Here is a 15,245-nt window from a genome sequence, read left to right on the forward strand (position 1 = left end):
GTAGTATGTAGTGGATTCGTCCATCACCTTATCACAGTAAAAAAAGAGTAAAAAATGCCTGATCTCAGCCACGAAGCATCTGCTAAATATTGGTTTGAATATTTAGATCCCATGATTTACAGGGTAATTACCTTTATGGAAAGTGTTGAGGACTGGACTCTTGATGGAAATCCTGAATTTGAAGAAGCAATGGCTCAGCTGGGGAGAGAGCTGGATGATATTGAGAAAATTGATCTGGGCATCATGGCCGAAGAGGAAAAATTTATCCGGATTGTAGGGAATATTAAGTCAGGTAGAGGACTACGCTTGCTGCAGGCAATAGATACTGTTCATCCGGGAAGTGCATCCAGAGTACTAATTCATGCCGAGGAAACCAGTATTGGCAGCCATGATCCTGCAGGTTTTTTTCTCAAAAGAAATATAGTATTTGAACGTTTACGTTTATTGTCGCGAGTTTTTTGTCAGTACCGCCTGAAACTCGTTTTACGCGCACTTGAAGGGGATGAATAATGAAGTTACTGTCAAAATGTTCACTAATGACGTTGTTATGCCTTAGCAGTTATTCTGTTGTTGTTACCGGTACCGACAATATTATGGACACGCCAAATCCAACTCAAAGCAACAGCAACAGCGATCTGACCAAATATTTAAAAAATCTGGGAAATTTTCTGGGCTTTGATTTGACGACCAACAATCCCCCAACCCCACCTAAAGACTTCACCACATCATTACTCAACGAAGTGGATGCCAGTCTCTTTCAAAACTATGTATTCAGTACTTTTTTTGGCGCAATTCCAGTCAACGCAATGAATCAAATCGTGAAACAATTTGTACCGACTTCTGTTGCTGGTGCCAAGGGTATAAATGATCTTGCCAATTTAACGTTTAAGAATTACGGTGACGACTCTGGGTCTAGCACATTGGGGGTTACTGCTTCTTCTTTACTGGATCAGGCAACAGCCAATAAAGGTTCATACCTACCTGATCCGGTTAGTCAGGCCGTTTTTAATATTTTAGGAACGCCGGATTATACCTATTGTATGGATAACAATGGTACCAACTGGAATAAAGGAGAATGCCAATATAAATATGAAGATAAAGTAATCTTTAACACGGCTGGCTATATACCTAAAGTAACAGAGTACTTTAGTTACAGCTACAATCAAAAATTCATCAATCAACTCAACAGTAATTCATTAATAGCACCATTAATGTACTCAGAAGATCAAATTCCTTCTGATGCAATGCAACCCTCGTTAAAACCAGGCTCTACTCCAGGTTTAACGGCACAAAATCAGGCTCAGCTTGCAAATAACTTCATACGCTATGTCTCTGGACTGGTATCGCCCTCTGCATTGCCTAAAATGAAAGACTATGGCGATCTGTATGATTTGGCAACCAAAAACATAGGAGCAAATCCTCCCGACGCGAAGCAAATGCAAGCCCAAGCCACATTAAGCAGCTACTTTAACAACCTACGAATTTATGCAGCGCAAAGTTCAGTTGGAATCAGCAACTTATACTACATCATGTCCAAACGATTGCCTCAGGAGCAACCCTCTGCTGGCAACGGTAGTTCATCCGTGGTTTCTAGCCAGGCATTAAGTGAATTTAACATGGCAACATGGCGAATATTAAATCCTAAAGCAAAAACAGGCGCTGATGGTCTTCCAACCCAGTGGATGCAGCAATTGGATACTGCGTCTTCAGCTACGATTCAAAAAGAAATTGCCGTATTACTGGCTGAAATTAACTATCAAATGTATTTGGATCGCCAATTGCAGGAGCGAATTTTATTAACCAATACGATCATGTTGATGCAGAATTTAAAAGCCAGTGAACCTTCTGCCGATTTTAGCAATCAAGGTAGTGATGCTGAAGCCACTAATGCTGAAACCAGCGAATAAGCTCTTAATTCAAGCTCCTGGCCCCAGCCAGGAGCAAATTCATCCTCAACACGATTATGCCTCATGGATACAAACCCAAGATAATGCTTTTAAAACAGCCGTGCATATCTCAAGAGATACCATCAGACTTCACAATCAATCCTTTCCCTTCACTCCCAAAATGGACCTTGTATTGAATCCAGAAACTCCAGCTAGTTCCAATTCAATAGTGTTCTCAAATCAAACAAATTATTCTCGTTTTAATTAATTTTGGTAAAACAGAGGTGCAAAAAATAGCTGATATGATATTATTCAGATCAAAATATAAATATGCCCTGAAAGTACCTTCAAGGGAATAATTAATCTCAGGATGAGTTAACCTTTATATCAGTGAACAGTTATGGCCAAACCCTATGTTTTTTATATCAACGGGATGAGCTGCTCCAGTTGCAGTAACGGAATAGAAACCTATCTAAAAGGGACTGGAGTCCTGGAAATAGAATCTTTTCATGTTGATTTCTCAACCCAGGATCCCAAAAAAACCACCATAATATGCAGCCCCAAGCCTGAAACTACTGAAGAAAATCACGAAGAGATTTGGAATAAAATAAAAAACTATATTAAGGTAATGGGATACGATTGCGAAGATTATCATTACGAGCCGCATAAAAAAAATACAAAGCCAGAACACTTGATAACCTCAAACCTCGAACTAAACAGCAACTCACAAAAACAAACCTCCAACACCATATGGGATATGGGAAAAAAAATTCTAACCTCTCATTGGTTTCTTGGAGCACTAGGATGCATTTCAGGAATTGGATTACTGGTACTTACCTTGACGATGGGGGCATTACCCCTTATTGCCATGATCCCTATTGCCAGTCTGAGTGTTGTACTGACCCTAATACTCGGGGCGCGCTCCTACCATGAAGCATGGAAAAAATTAATTACCACACAAACCTTAACCATGGACACCCTGTTTGCGATAAGCACTATTTCCGTGGTTGTGGTGTCACTTGTTTCATTTTTCATACCCTGGCTTCCAATGATGTTTGAAGCCGGATTGCTTATTTATGGCTTTAGGCATATCGGTATTGCTATAGAAGAAACAATCAAGGAAAAAATCAGTTCGGTACGTTTTCAGGACAGGGTTCCAAATCACGTCAGACTGTCTTTGCCTGACGGTACACAAGAAATCGATTTAAATCAGGTTAAGACTGATGACCACATTTTAATCCTTCCGGGAGAAATTATCCCGCTGGACGGCCATTGTGTGAATGAAAGCAGTATCTATACCACCATCATCACCGGGGCGATTTTACCCAGACATTTTCGTTCAGAAGAAAAAGTCCATGCAGGGATGCGGCTCGCGGAGAATGCTCCTGCTTTAAAAATTCGTGTATTGAAACCTGCCCACCAGTCCTTTCTTGCCCGTCTTGATGCGGGTATTGACCAGTCCATCAATGAAAAAGCTCCTCTTGAAATAAAAACAGGGCAACTTCTTGCCTATTTTATTCCTACGGTCATCGCCCTGGCTATTACATCCGGAATAATTATCGGAGTTTTCTTCCCTGCGGCAATAGCAATACAATGTGCTATATCGGTCCTGGTTTCAGCCTGCCCTTGTACCTTGGGCTTAATTATCCCTTTGGCAGTAAAAACAGGTATTCATAAAGCAGCAGAACATGGAGTACACTTTAAAAACTCCAAAATCCTGCAGGAAGCAGAGCAAATCGATACCGTAGTATTTGATCTTAATGGTACTCTGACTACAGGAGTTCCCGTTGTAAAACAATATTCCGTGATGAGTAACGCCACTATCTCCCGCGATCATTTTTTAGCTCTATGCGCTGCTTTGGAAGACAGTTCAACTCATCCCGTAGGTAAATCCATACACAGTTACTGCAGCAAAAACAGTTCAAGCAAATTGACAATTACCAAACCTAATGACACCCATCATTCAGGTATCTTTGGTTGTATCAATGGCAAGGATTACACCATAGGCAGTCCATCACTAATGAATGAAATGGGTATTGCAACGGCAACCATCGAAGCAAACCTCAATCTGGAGGCGGGAGATAGCCTTGTATTTCTTGCTGAAGAAAACAATCTGATTGGATATATTATTATTACAGATCCTCTCCGTAAGGATGCCTTTAAAACAATCAAAGCACTGTCCAACATGGGCAAGGAACTACATCTATGTACCGGGGCTGATGAACAAACGGCATTACGCTATGCCAAAGCCTTAGGGGTCACCAATATCCATGCAAACGCTGTGGCCACCACTTTGGAACAGGGGGATAAATCCAAACCCGCTTACATTAAAAGCTTACAGCTCAAAGGACATAAAGTAGCGATGGTAGGAGATGCGGCCAATGATGCTCAAGCCATAGCGGCAAGTGATTTGGGCATTGCCGTACTGTCTCAGGATAGTGATGAATTAACCCAACAACATGCCGGCGCGGTAATTCAAAAAGGAACTTTATTGCCAATAATCAGTACCTTTGCTGTTTCTCAACAAACGGTTGCTAATATTAAAGAAAATTTGCTTTTTAGCCTGGGCTATAATATTGCTGCGGTACTGATCGCCGGAGGTTTATTGGTAGCCATAGGAATCACTCTGAACCCTGCCGTGGGAGTCGCCTTAATGGCAATTCAAGCCAGTCTCATTCTGCTCAATGTCTATCGCTTTAAAGAGGAACCGGTAAAACAACTTCAGGAAACCGAACACCCGAAAGAGCAATTCAGCTCATCTCATCAAGTGATAAACAAGCATGCACCAACTCATCAGACCACAGCATCTAATGTGGATGATAAAAAACCTGGTTCTAGTGAGACCAAATTAACAGACTCTAATTCAGGCTATTCATGGGGTTTATTCACTGGTTCTGATTCAAAGGGCAATAAAATGCAAGAGCAAGCTCAAAACCAATCCGCTTTGCAATGTGCTCCGTGAGTTGAATTATATAGGCCTTCCGTGTGCCTTGGAATGTGTTTAACTAAACCTGCCGCAAAGGGATTGGCACAGTGTTTTATACCCTCGGCATTGGGTCATCTGACTATTGAGTTAAATAAAGGGAAAAACAATCTTGTCTTAAACCGCTTCTAAAAATAACACCAGAATCACATCATCGCTTTATCTTATTCATTAAGAATGTAAATCCTGCGCTTAGCAAAGTTTGAAATAAAATTAAAGGTACGGTGTTCTCTTTTCCTGAATTTTTTACCAGAACGCGAGGCGCCGTTATCGCCAGTGCATTAAGAAACATGCTTAAAAAACGCCCCGATTTACGATATTTTATTGCCAAAAAAACGGTGGGGCTCAAAAGAACGGCAACATAAACACCATACTGATTAATGACGTTTTTTAAATAAGCGTTATGAATGTGTAGTTGATGTTGATGATTGTTTAATTTCTTTGTTATCAACATTATCTCTAATTTCGTTTTTTTCCGTGAGTTCATGTTTTTTTGGCTCTTTATCCGCTAGAAATTCCCGTGTATTTACAAAACTCATATTTTTTAAATTAATACTTAAGTACCTCATTAAAACAGCCAGGAACATGGCATTAACAATCAACAGTACCGCACAGGATAAAGGAAGGCTTTCCAGTAATCGATATAAGTAATATCCAGAAACAATCAGGGTAGTGAGCCAAACTGACAGGAGGATGACGAACAACATACAAATATTCAAGACTAATGGAAAGATGCTCTGACCTGCCAGACGCGCTTCATACTTTACTAACGATAAAAAAGTCTTGCCCAAATTGATGTATTCAGAAATATAACCTTCCAAATGTTCCAATACTTTGATCATTTTCTTAAAAATGCTGCCAATAACATACCGACACCCGCAGCGACTAGAACCGAGGTAAGAGGCTTTTCTTGAATCTTCTGTACCAGTTTATCAGAGTATTCTTTAACGGCCTCTTCAGCATCTGATACTTTATTGATGCCTTCATGATAGACTTCATGAGCAAACTTTTTCCCTTCATTCAGTAATTCTTCTGCGGCTGCAGCAACATGAGAACTATTGGGATTTTGATTTTTAGTTTCAACTTTAGATTTTGTAGAAGCCATTTTAACCATCCTTGAAAAAATTATATTGTTTAGTGTAGTTCAGATAGCAGTATTTTGCACTAAGGCTTCTCTTAGCCGTATGACTCAAGAAAAGCATGGGAGTATGTTAAATCAGCGCCCCCTGGTATTCTTTTAAAGAGGAGTCCTTTAGAATGCTCCCAAAGATCAGGAGTCACAATGAATCATTTTTTGCATGGCATGCTTTATTTATTTAAGGGTTTTCGACATCTTCTGTCTCCTGGACTGAAGCGATTTATTATCCTTCCAATGACATTAAATTTTATTTTGTTTACAGGATTATTTTATTTTACTTATCATTATGTGTTCACTATCACATCGTACTATCTGGATAAGTTACCCTCCTGGTTAAGTGTTCTCAGCGGGGTATTTTTTATCATCTTTATAATCAGTTTTTTCTTACTGTTTTTCTCTATGTTTTCTGTGGTATTTAACGTCATCGCGGCTCCCTTTAATGGGTTATTAGCGGAAAAAGCCCAAGTTGTTCTTTATAGCAGCCAGCCCCCCTCCCAGCCTTTTATTGAAATGGTACTTCGCAGCATAAAACGTCAAGGGCAATTTTTAAAATACTATATACTGCGCTTTTTAATCGTCTGTCTTTTATTTTTCGTGCCCTTCATTCAACCAATTTATCCTTTTATATGGTTTGTGTTCACCGCATGGATGCTCAGTGTGCAATATCAAGATTTCCCTATGGATAACAATTTAGTGAGTTTTACTGACCTGAAACACAATATAAAAAACAATAAAATGCGTTCGCTAGGCTTTGGGACAGGCATCAATTTAGTCAGTTTTATACCCATAATGAATATCCTGATCATGCCTGCAGCCGTTATTGGAAGCACTATGTTGTATTGTGAAAAAAATAAAGATTTACTGAAAAAATCAGCGAACCTCAATTAAAGCAACACAACGTCGGCTTAACGTATTGAGTTATGAGGAGCATGAAAGTACCGATTCAGTCAAAATCACGCTTCTTATAACAAAGTCTTCAGGCAAGATTCATGAAGTGTCGCCCGCAAATGCTATAAAGTTGGAATTCCATCAGGCCATTGCAACCAATTTTTATCCGGGTAAGGCAATGTTAAATCAACCAGATGCAAAGTATAGGCATGCCTTGAACGAGCCGATAAATTCGCCTTACTTTTATGAGGTACTCGCCCATGCAATACAATCAACGTTCCTTTTTCAACAGGCAAGGGTACACTGCGATCTTCAGGCCAGGGCGTTGTATCATACTCTTCAAAATAGATCTCATTGCCCTGACGAAACATTCGCTGCTTTAAGGGAGTATTATCAGGACTTGGAATAATTTCAAGACATCCGTTTTCCAAAGTAGCCTCTTCAAGAGCAAACCAGAATCCAAGAGCATCACTGTCCTGACCATAAATATAAGTGCTGTCTTGATGGCAAAGCACTTCTGCACCTATACCTGGTTGCTTGAAAATGTACATGGATTGGACCAACCCAATTGTCTTCAAACCAAGTTGATGAGCGATATTTTTTATCCGATCATCACGGGAATGCTGTCTAAAAACCGGATCCAACTCATGCAGGGCATGGCCGATCTTATTTATTGATTGCTCAAATGGGCGGGTTTGTACTCCCTGCTCGTCAAAAGCCTCGGCTTCAAAAAAATAATGGATTTTATCCCCGGAATCTAAAAAATACTGTTGTTTCGCATGTTCGTTGGTTAAAGTTGAAAACACTGTTTTCGGAATGTCATCCTGATTAATCTGAATGAGGGTCTTTATTCTATCCCGCAAAATATCACATACTTCTTTTGTAAAAAAATCCTGAATAACCAAATAACCATTGGTGAAAAAAAAATCACATTGATCATTAGAAAGCTGCATCCTAAGCTCCTGAAAAATCATATAAAAGAAACAAGTAACCCTGGCCTGTAGAGCGCTTAAAAAATCCGAGCTAATTGCTCCATCACGTCATCTACTGAAATAAGTTTCATGGCCTCTTCCCCATGCACTTGTGTTCCCCAGACGTTTTGAGCCAGGGAGCGTCCCAAAACGGTTTCCACTGCCTGTGGATATCGATTAACAACCAAATGCTGAAATGTATAAGGCCCTGAAATTAAGGGATTGGTCACTGCGTGCAAGGCAACAACAGGTGTATTTACAGCGGCAGACATATGTGAAGGCCCGGTATCAGGGCAAAGTACTGCCTTTGCCGAACTGATAACTGCCAGCAATTGCTTGGGTTTGGTTTTTCCAACTAAATCAGTCGCAGGAATCACTTGAAGTATCTGATCAGCCAGCAATCGATCGTATTCTCCAGGGCCGCCAGTCAAAACGATTTGCGCATCCCATCGCTCCATGGCCTGTTGCAAAACAGCAATATACCGATCAACTGGCCAACTTCGCTCTGGTTTACTGGCTGCTGGGTTCACAACCAACAGAGGATCTTTTTGTGGTAAATGGTTTTGTGCCCACTCATAGTCGGCGGAAGATACAGGTAAATCCCAACGAATGACGGGTTCTTTAACACCTAAAGGTTCGGCGAACTTTAAAAACCCCTCCAGAGTATGTTCCTGTCCTGGAGCGATTCGTTCTTTCACAAATAACCCATGTGCATCATTGGCACGATGAGGATCGTAGCCAATTTTACGCTTTGCTTTGATTAATGGATAAAGTAAATTAGTTCGCAGACTAGCCTGTGGAGCTAATAAGATGTCAAATTGGCGCCCACTCAACTGTTTTTTAAATTGCCAATAATCCGTTATTGATTTCGGTTTATTAATCACAATAAACTCGATACCATCCATTCCTTCTACCAAATCATAGGCTAGCCGGGAAATGATCCAGGTTAACTGAGCTTCAGGAAAACTGGTTTGCAACGTTCTGATTAATGGAACCAGCATCAGTACATCTCCTAAAGCAGAGAGCCTGACAACACAAATGGATTTAATCATTTTGTAACACAAACCGGGATCCGCAATACGGACAAACCTCTACCCCAGTTTTCTCAATCGGCAAATACACTTTAGGATGAGCATTCCATAACTCCATTTCGTCCGTTGGACAACTCAGCGGTAACTCATTTCTATGGACGACATAATTTTTTTTAGCACTTGCCGGTTCTTTAGTTGATTTTGACATGTTGTTCCCTTGCGGCATGGAATAAATTAAGAATGCTCATTATCTAATATTTCACTTGTTTTCGCCAGAATCTCATCATTAAAAGTCTTATTTTGAGGATCATAACGAAGAACATTATCCCAATGTCTAAGCCAGGTCAGTTGTCGTTTCGCTAATTGTCTGGTTGCTGCGATACCTTTATCACACAGAGTCGGATAATCAACGTCACCTTGCAGATACTCAAGAGCTTGCCGATAACCAACACAACGCATTGATGGCAAATTGGGATCCAGCTGCCAACGGCTTTGTAGTTGTTGTACTTCCTGAACCAACCCATCTTGCAGCATTTGTCTAAAACGCACAGCAATTCGCTCATGCAACCAGGCTCTTTGTTCAGGAAACAGGACAAAATTAACAAAACGAAATGGTGTCTGCATCTTCTCTTCAGCAAGAAAGCGGGACAAAGGAATCCCCGACACATAATACACTTCCAAAGCCCGTTGGATTCGTTGGGCATCATGAGCATGAATACGGCCGGCAGTTTCAGGATCAATTTCCTGCAATTTTTGATGAAGAGCGCCCCAACCTTTAGTTGCTGCCTCCTCTTCTAATTGCTTTCGCAGAGATTCGTCGGCTTCGGGCAGTTGTGATAACCCTTTTTGGAGCGCATTGAAATACATCATGGTCCCACCTACGAGCAGCGGTATTTTTCCTTGTTTGATAATTGACTGGCATAGTAGGGTTGCATCGCTACAAAACTGGGCTGCAGAATACGATTCAACAGGATCTTTGATATCGATTAAATGATGAGGCGCAAGTTGCAATTCCTGGCGTGAAGGTTTCGCGGTACCAATATTCATCTCTCTATAAATCATGGCCGAATCAACACTAATAATTTCAAATGGGAGATGCTGTACCAGTTCACAGGCTAAACCCGTTTTTCCTGAAGCAGTTGGTCCCATCAAACAAAAAATCAAATTAGACATGCAACAACATCCGACAATCTTCAATAGTTAAGGCTTTAAAGGCGCCATGATACTCTTTTTCCAACTCTTTAGAATGAAGCAACTCATTATTTAACACCATTCGCTCTTCCTGGCTAAAGTAATTTGGATCAAAACTCTGACTCTTGCTTAAAAGTTCAAGCAGTGAATTAAAGTCCATCTCACCCATCTCAAAAAGGGACTGAATGAACTGACTCAGATTTAAATAAGGTAATTTAATAGGTACCGTCCGGATCACTATGCTGTGATCATTGAGCAGTTCCATCTGAATACCTAATTGAGTTAAATTATATTTTATTTTTTCGATATCCAAGCCTAATTGTTTCGGTAACAAATAGGTAACCGGCACTAATAATGGCCTGCACTCTAGCGGTGTGGGTGCATACCTTAACTGACTTTGGATCCATTTTTGATACAACACGGCGATATCGACAATATAAGGCTGCTGATTTAATAAGACCAAGGTATATTGTTTGTTTAAAATCACCCAGGAGGCATCACATTCAGGTGAAGATTCCGACCCTGACCTTTTATTCGTTCGAGCCAACTTGAAATAAGGCTCGGAATGGTATTGGCGAACTGACGATAAATCAGGTACGTTCGTGCTTCTTTCCGGATTAGATATATAGGAAGCCGGCTCATGAAGATTGGATACAAGATCTAAATTCGAATTGGTACTGTGCTCATAATCTACATGACTGGTTACACTGGATACCCCCATCGCTTTACTCAGCTGGGAAACAAAGAAATCATGAATCAAACGAGGTTGTTGAAATCGAACCTCATGTTTTGTTGGATGGACATTCACATCGACTTCAGCACTATCAAGAGCAAAATACAACAAACACGCAGGGAATCGGCCTGGATGCAAAAATCCATCATAAGCCTGCTTTAGTGCATGGTTAATTAATTTATCTTTCACCATGCGTTGATTAATATAAACCCATTGTCTGTCACTCTGGCTGCGTTGGTATGCGGGGCCGCTTAACCAGCCCTGAAGGCTCATTCCAGCCACTTCGACATTCAGATAAAAAGCATCTTTCATGAACGCAGAGCCAAATATTTTTGTCATACGAGCTAATTTTGACTGTTCATTTAATGCTGCAGGTAAAGATAACACTGGTTTGTTGTTATGTTTCAAAGTAATGGCAATAGCCGGGGCACTTAATGCAAACCGCTTAACCACCATTTCTATGGCCTGGAACTCCAGTTTTTCCCCTTTCAAAAATTTTTTTCGTACGGGAGCATTAAAAAACAAATCAACGACATCGATTGTAGTTCCAACATTTCGCGCGCACGGAGAAACAGTACTGTCATTACCTTGAATTCGCAACATCATGGCCTGCTCCTGATGAGCCGGTCTGGAACTGATAGTGACTTTAGCTACCGAAGATATACTGGCCAGAGCCTCTCCTCTGAACCCCATACTGTTTATGGCGTAGAGATCATCAAGCTTTGAGATTTTGCTCGTCGCATGTGCAGCAACAGCTAAAGGCAAATCCTCTGCAACAATACCCGAGCCATTATCGCTGATTTTAATTTGATTCAAGCCACCATAGCCAATTTCTACAGTGATGCTGTTGGCACCAGCATCTAAAGAATTCTCCAACAATTCTTTAACCACCGAAGCCGGTCGTTCAATAACCTCTCCAGCAGCGATCTGATTGGCAATTACCGTCGGTAATTGATGTATTCTCATACCCATGCGGAAGGAATCACCAATTTTTGTCCTGGCCTAAGGGCTGATTTTCCTGAAATACCGTTCATTGCTTGCAGTGCCTCAATCGTTACATGATAACGAGAAGCAATACCTGGTAAAGTATCTCCGGATCGGACAATGTGATAATGGGTTGACGTCATTGCTTCTATTCGAGTGCCGTGAGGTGGATTTTCCCAAAAATAACTTTTAATCCCTTGAAAGATCGCCTGACTCAAGCGAGATTGATAGGCTGAACTGGTCAGATTACGTTCTTCCCTTGGATTTGAAATAAATCCTGTTTCTACCAAAATGGAAGGAATATCGGTCGATTTCAAGACAACAAAACCAGCCTGTTCTACTTTATTGTTATGCAGATTGGTAAAATTATCCAACTGATTTAATACCTTGCTCCCCATTTGCAGACCAGAGTTAATTGTTGCTGTTTGAGACAAATCAATTAATACAGACCGGACAACGCCATTTGAATCATCCAACTCACCAAGGTTAACCCCACCCAGCTCAGAATAGTTCTCTTTCTCAGCCAACCATCGAGCGGCCTCACTGGTTGCTCCTCTTTGAGATAATGCAAATACTGAAGCACCGTTAGAGTGGGGATTATTAAATGCATCAGCATGGATGGATACAAACACATCACCATTATACTTTCGAGCAATATCCAAGCGCTGTCTAAGCCCTACATAATAATCACCAGAACGGGTCAATACTGCCCTCATTCCTTGTTGTCTATCGATTAATTGTTTTAATTTGAGCGTAATTGCCAAAACAACATCTTTCTCTTTACTTCGACCAGGACCTCGTGCTCCAGGATCTTTACCTCCATGCCCGGCATCAAGAACCACCACAACATCCCTCAGGTATTTATTAGATGGGCTATGCGGTACTTTTATGGGTTGCGAATGCATTATGGCCGGTTGATTGGAGCTCACAACCGGAGGGTTGGTTGAGCCTGATGTCGCCGCTTTCACGTTTGTGGGTATCGCTACAGGTTGAAGAGGCTTATTGGTTATAGACTGTTCTGCAACAGGAACAGTGCCTGAAGCCACTAAATCAATACGAAGCCCTTTATTGTCCCAGGGAGCCGACCGGGCTTGAACTGCTTGATTCACATCAAAAACCAGCCTTAAAGTCTGAGTGTTAGAAAGTCCACTACGGATCTGTTTAATCAATGAATTGTTTAATCCAAGTTGTTTCAGATTAAACTTCAGGCTGGTGGAATTCAGATCCAACACAACCCGATTGGGATTTGTTAAGGTAAATACTCGATGGGTAAAGGGCCCATTCAATGAGATAAACAATGATGTTTTTCCCGATTGCGGAGACAGCGTAATATGGTTCAATTCTGCGGCACAAACAGAACCAGAGCTTATGCACAATATCCAACACAAAACCCATGCACGCATTTTCATTATTCACCTGCCAGGCAAGCTAAAATTCTTTTGCCAGCTACGCTCGATGCACTAATTTGCATTTCGCGACCAGCCCCTTTAATACTTAATTTAAAACGAATATCATCTTGAGGCAATGCATTTCCAGCATGTTCTGCCCATTCGATGCAACACACACTGTCCCTGGAGAAATAATCGCGAAATCCCAAATACTCCAATTCATCTTCATGATGAATGCGGTACAGATCAAAATGATGCACGGGTACATCATCGCACAGATAACTTTCGACCAATGAAAAAGTAGGGCTTTTTATTGCTGACTGTACTCCCATACTTTTTAGCATTTCGCGAATAATAGTTGTCTTGCCAGTACCAATTTCCCCACTGAAACAAAGGATTAAAGGTGGGGCCAAACATGAAGCCAGCTGATTTGCAAAACGCAAGCTTGCCTGTTCATCTGGCAAATCCAGAATCATCATTTTATCGTTTTCTTTATTCATAATGGCTTGATACAATTCAAAATATTGGGAAGAACATTGAGCAAATCACTTGCCAGCACACCGGCCTCTCCCCTGCTTTTCGTGCACTGATCTCCTGCGTCAGCATGAATCCACACCCCCAGCTTTGCGGCATCAATGAGAGACAATCCTTGAGCACACAGACCAGCAATAATACCGCTTAACACATCTCCCATTCCTGCCGTTGCCATGCCAGGATTTCCCTTGGGACAAACAAAACGATGTCCTTCAGCAGACTGGATTACGGTACCCGTTCCCTTTAATACAACAACACCACCATATTGCTGTTGTATTGCCATTGCTGACTGATATCTGTCCTCTTGAATTTCTCTTGATGAACAGGAAAGCAAGCTTCCCGCCTCACCCGGGTGAGGGGTTAACACCCAGTTATCATCCACTTGAGGATGCTCTGAGAGCAATCGTAATGCTGAAGCATCGATAACCATAGGTAATTGTGACGTAATTGCAGCTAAAAATAAGGTTCTGGCCCAATCACTCTCGCCAAGGCCCGGCCCGATGACGCAAACAGTCGCTTTATCAAGTAAAGGAGTTAAATCGTGTGCTGATTTTATTCCCCAAATCATAGCTTCAGGTATCATTGGCAAGACGTTTTTTGCATAATCAGGCCAGGTAGCAACAGTGACCGCGCCCGCACCAGTTCGCAGGGCTGCTTTCGCAGCCAAACTGACAGCCCCCGGCATTCCGGGACCGCCGCCTATGACCAAAACATGGCCGTAATCCCCTTTATGGGAATTTCTTTTTCTAGGTTGGAGTGGCAAAGGCAATATCGACTTACTTAACAATGTTGCATAGGGAGGAACTTTCTCCACCAAAGATTCAAGAGTTAATGTACTGCAATATAGGTCACCACAATAATCCGGCCCATCCAGAGTATACATTCCTGCTTTAAGCGCAATAAAAGTAAGAGTTGCTGTTGCGTTTACACAAAAATTCTCAACTTGCCCTGTATCTGCGTTTAATCCGGATGGAATATCTAATGATACAACGGGTAATCCACTTGAATTGATTTGATTGATGGCCGTTGCAATAACACCATGAACGGGTCCCTTTAAGCCAATACCCAATAAGGCATCGATGATGAGCTCAACTTCACTATCCAGAGGTTCATCTGCTGATTGGCAATCAACTCCTGCATCTATTGCTTTATTTGCTGCATTTTTGGCTGCCGGCGGTAAATCAGTAATCGCTTTACATTGGTAAACTACAACGGATAATCCATGTTCGTGCGCTAATCTGGCAAATACATAGCCATCTCCTGCATTATTTCCCGAGCCGCAATATACGGCAACATGCCGCACATGTGGAAATTGGCCATGAACAAACATAAATGCCTCAGTTCCAGCCTGGGTCATTAATTCATGTTCATCCAATTGATATAAATGCATGGCTTGCTGTTCGCAGGCTCTAATGTGCTCACAACGATAAAGGGCATTTTCTGGCTTGGTCACCTGGTGCTCCGAAATCTGTATTTGAAGAGTAACTGTTCACCAGACTCTTGACGAGCGGTGAACAG

At 41.4% G+C, this 15,245-nt stretch carries 15 protein-coding genes; 5 read left to right on the plus strand and 10 right to left on the minus strand.

What is annotated here, in order from left to right:
- Positions 1-54 precede the first annotated feature (54 nt).
- The 4 genes from icmW to G543_RS16990 all read left to right on the plus strand — a co-directional run bounded on the left by icmW (position 55) and on the right by G543_RS16990 (position 4,848).
- Positions 55-510: a type IVB secretion system protein IcmW gene (icmW, locus tag G543_RS0103685; RefSeq protein WP_028383335.1), complete on the plus strand. Its 456-nt coding sequence runs from the start codon at positions 55-57 to the stop codon at positions 508-510.
- Entirely contained in the window at positions 510-1,907 is a 1,398-nt protein-coding gene (gene icmX, locus G543_RS0103690) for a type IVB secretion system protein IcmX (protein WP_028383336.1), read from the plus strand. The genes icmW and icmX overlap by 1 nt, the downstream gene beginning before the upstream one ends.
- Positions 1,888-2,154 (plus strand): hypothetical protein, encoded by a 267-nt coding sequence (locus G543_RS0103695; RefSeq protein ID WP_028383337.1) that lies wholly within the window; start codon positions 1,888-1,890, stop codon positions 2,152-2,154. The genes icmX and G543_RS0103695 overlap by 20 nt, the downstream gene beginning before the upstream one ends.
- 132 nt (positions 2,155-2,286) lie before the next feature.
- Complete coding sequence (locus tag G543_RS16990) at positions 2,287-4,848, plus strand: heavy metal translocating P-type ATPase (protein ID WP_051190566.1); 2,562 nt, start codon at positions 2,287-2,289, stop codon at positions 4,846-4,848.
- Positions 4,849-5,270: 422 nt separating this feature from the next.
- On the opposite strand, the gene G543_RS0103710 is transcribed toward G543_RS16990, so the two are convergent.
- A complete protein-coding gene (locus G543_RS0103710) occupies positions 5,271-5,711 on the minus strand; it encodes a hypothetical protein (RefSeq protein ID WP_051190567.1) in 441 nt (146 codons plus the stop codon).
- Positions 5,708-5,974 (minus strand): DUF883 C-terminal domain-containing protein, encoded by a 267-nt coding sequence (locus tag G543_RS0103715; RefSeq protein WP_035921344.1) that lies wholly within the window; start codon positions 5,972-5,974, stop codon positions 5,708-5,710. The genes G543_RS0103710 and G543_RS0103715 overlap by 4 nt, the downstream gene beginning before the upstream one ends.
- A gap of 177 nt (positions 5,975-6,151) precedes the next feature.
- On the opposite strand from G543_RS0103715, the gene cysZ reads away from it, so the two are divergent.
- A complete protein-coding gene (gene cysZ, locus G543_RS0103720) occupies positions 6,152-6,895 on the plus strand; it encodes a sulfate transporter CysZ (RefSeq protein WP_028383341.1) in 744 nt (247 codons plus the stop codon).
- A 122-nt stretch (positions 6,896-7,017) separates the two neighbouring features.
- Here cysZ and G543_RS0103725 read toward each other — a convergent pair whose 3' ends face one another.
- The 8 genes from G543_RS0103725 to G543_RS0103760 are packed head-to-tail and all read right to left on the minus strand — an operon-like array spanning position 7,018 to position 15,180.
- Positions 7,018-7,848, minus strand: coding sequence for a phytanoyl-CoA dioxygenase family protein (locus tag G543_RS0103725; protein WP_028383342.1), 831 nt, complete (start codon positions 7,846-7,848; stop codon positions 7,018-7,020).
- A 56-nt stretch (positions 7,849-7,904) separates the two neighbouring features.
- Positions 7,905-8,918 (minus strand): glycosyltransferase family 9 protein, encoded by a 1,014-nt coding sequence (locus G543_RS0103730; RefSeq protein WP_028383343.1) that lies wholly within the window; start codon positions 8,916-8,918, stop codon positions 7,905-7,907.
- Positions 8,911-9,105: a zinc-finger domain-containing protein gene (locus G543_RS0103735; RefSeq protein ID WP_028383344.1), complete on the minus strand. Its 195-nt coding sequence runs from the start codon at positions 9,103-9,105 to the stop codon at positions 8,911-8,913. Before G543_RS0103735 ends, G543_RS0103730 begins: the two co-directional genes overlap by 8 nt.
- Positions 9,106-9,131: 26 nt before the next feature.
- Positions 9,132-10,070 (minus strand): tRNA (adenosine(37)-N6)-dimethylallyltransferase MiaA, encoded by a 939-nt coding sequence (gene miaA / locus G543_RS0103740; protein WP_028383345.1) that lies wholly within the window; start codon positions 10,068-10,070, stop codon positions 9,132-9,134.
- Positions 10,063-11,793 carry a DNA mismatch repair endonuclease MutL gene (gene mutL, locus G543_RS0103745; protein ID WP_028383346.1) on the minus strand — a complete coding sequence of 577 codons (1,731 nt, stop codon included), beginning with the start codon at positions 11,791-11,793 and terminating at the stop codon, positions 10,063-10,065. The genes miaA and mutL overlap by 8 nt, the downstream gene beginning before the upstream one ends.
- On the minus strand, positions 11,784-13,214 hold the full coding sequence (locus G543_RS0103750) for an N-acetylmuramoyl-L-alanine amidase (RefSeq protein WP_028383347.1): 1,431 nt from the start codon (positions 13,212-13,214) through the stop codon (positions 11,784-11,786). Before G543_RS0103750 ends, mutL begins: the two co-directional genes overlap by 10 nt.
- A complete protein-coding gene (gene tsaE / locus G543_RS0103755) occupies positions 13,214-13,693 on the minus strand; it encodes a tRNA (adenosine(37)-N6)-threonylcarbamoyltransferase complex ATPase subunit type 1 TsaE (protein ID WP_028383348.1) in 480 nt (159 codons plus the stop codon). Before tsaE ends, G543_RS0103750 begins: the two co-directional genes overlap by 1 nt.
- On the minus strand, positions 13,690-15,180 hold the full coding sequence (locus tag G543_RS0103760; RefSeq protein WP_028383349.1) for a bifunctional ADP-dependent NAD(P)H-hydrate dehydratase/NAD(P)H-hydrate epimerase: 1,491 nt from the start codon (positions 15,178-15,180) through the stop codon (positions 13,690-13,692). The genes tsaE and G543_RS0103760 overlap by 4 nt, the downstream gene beginning before the upstream one ends.
- Between the last annotated feature and the right edge of the window lie 65 nt (positions 15,181-15,245).

The sequence above is a fragment of the Legionella moravica DSM 19234 genome, from assembly GCF_000423305.1.
Classification (GTDB): domain Bacteria; phylum Pseudomonadota; class Gammaproteobacteria; order Legionellales; family Legionellaceae; genus Legionella; species Legionella moravica.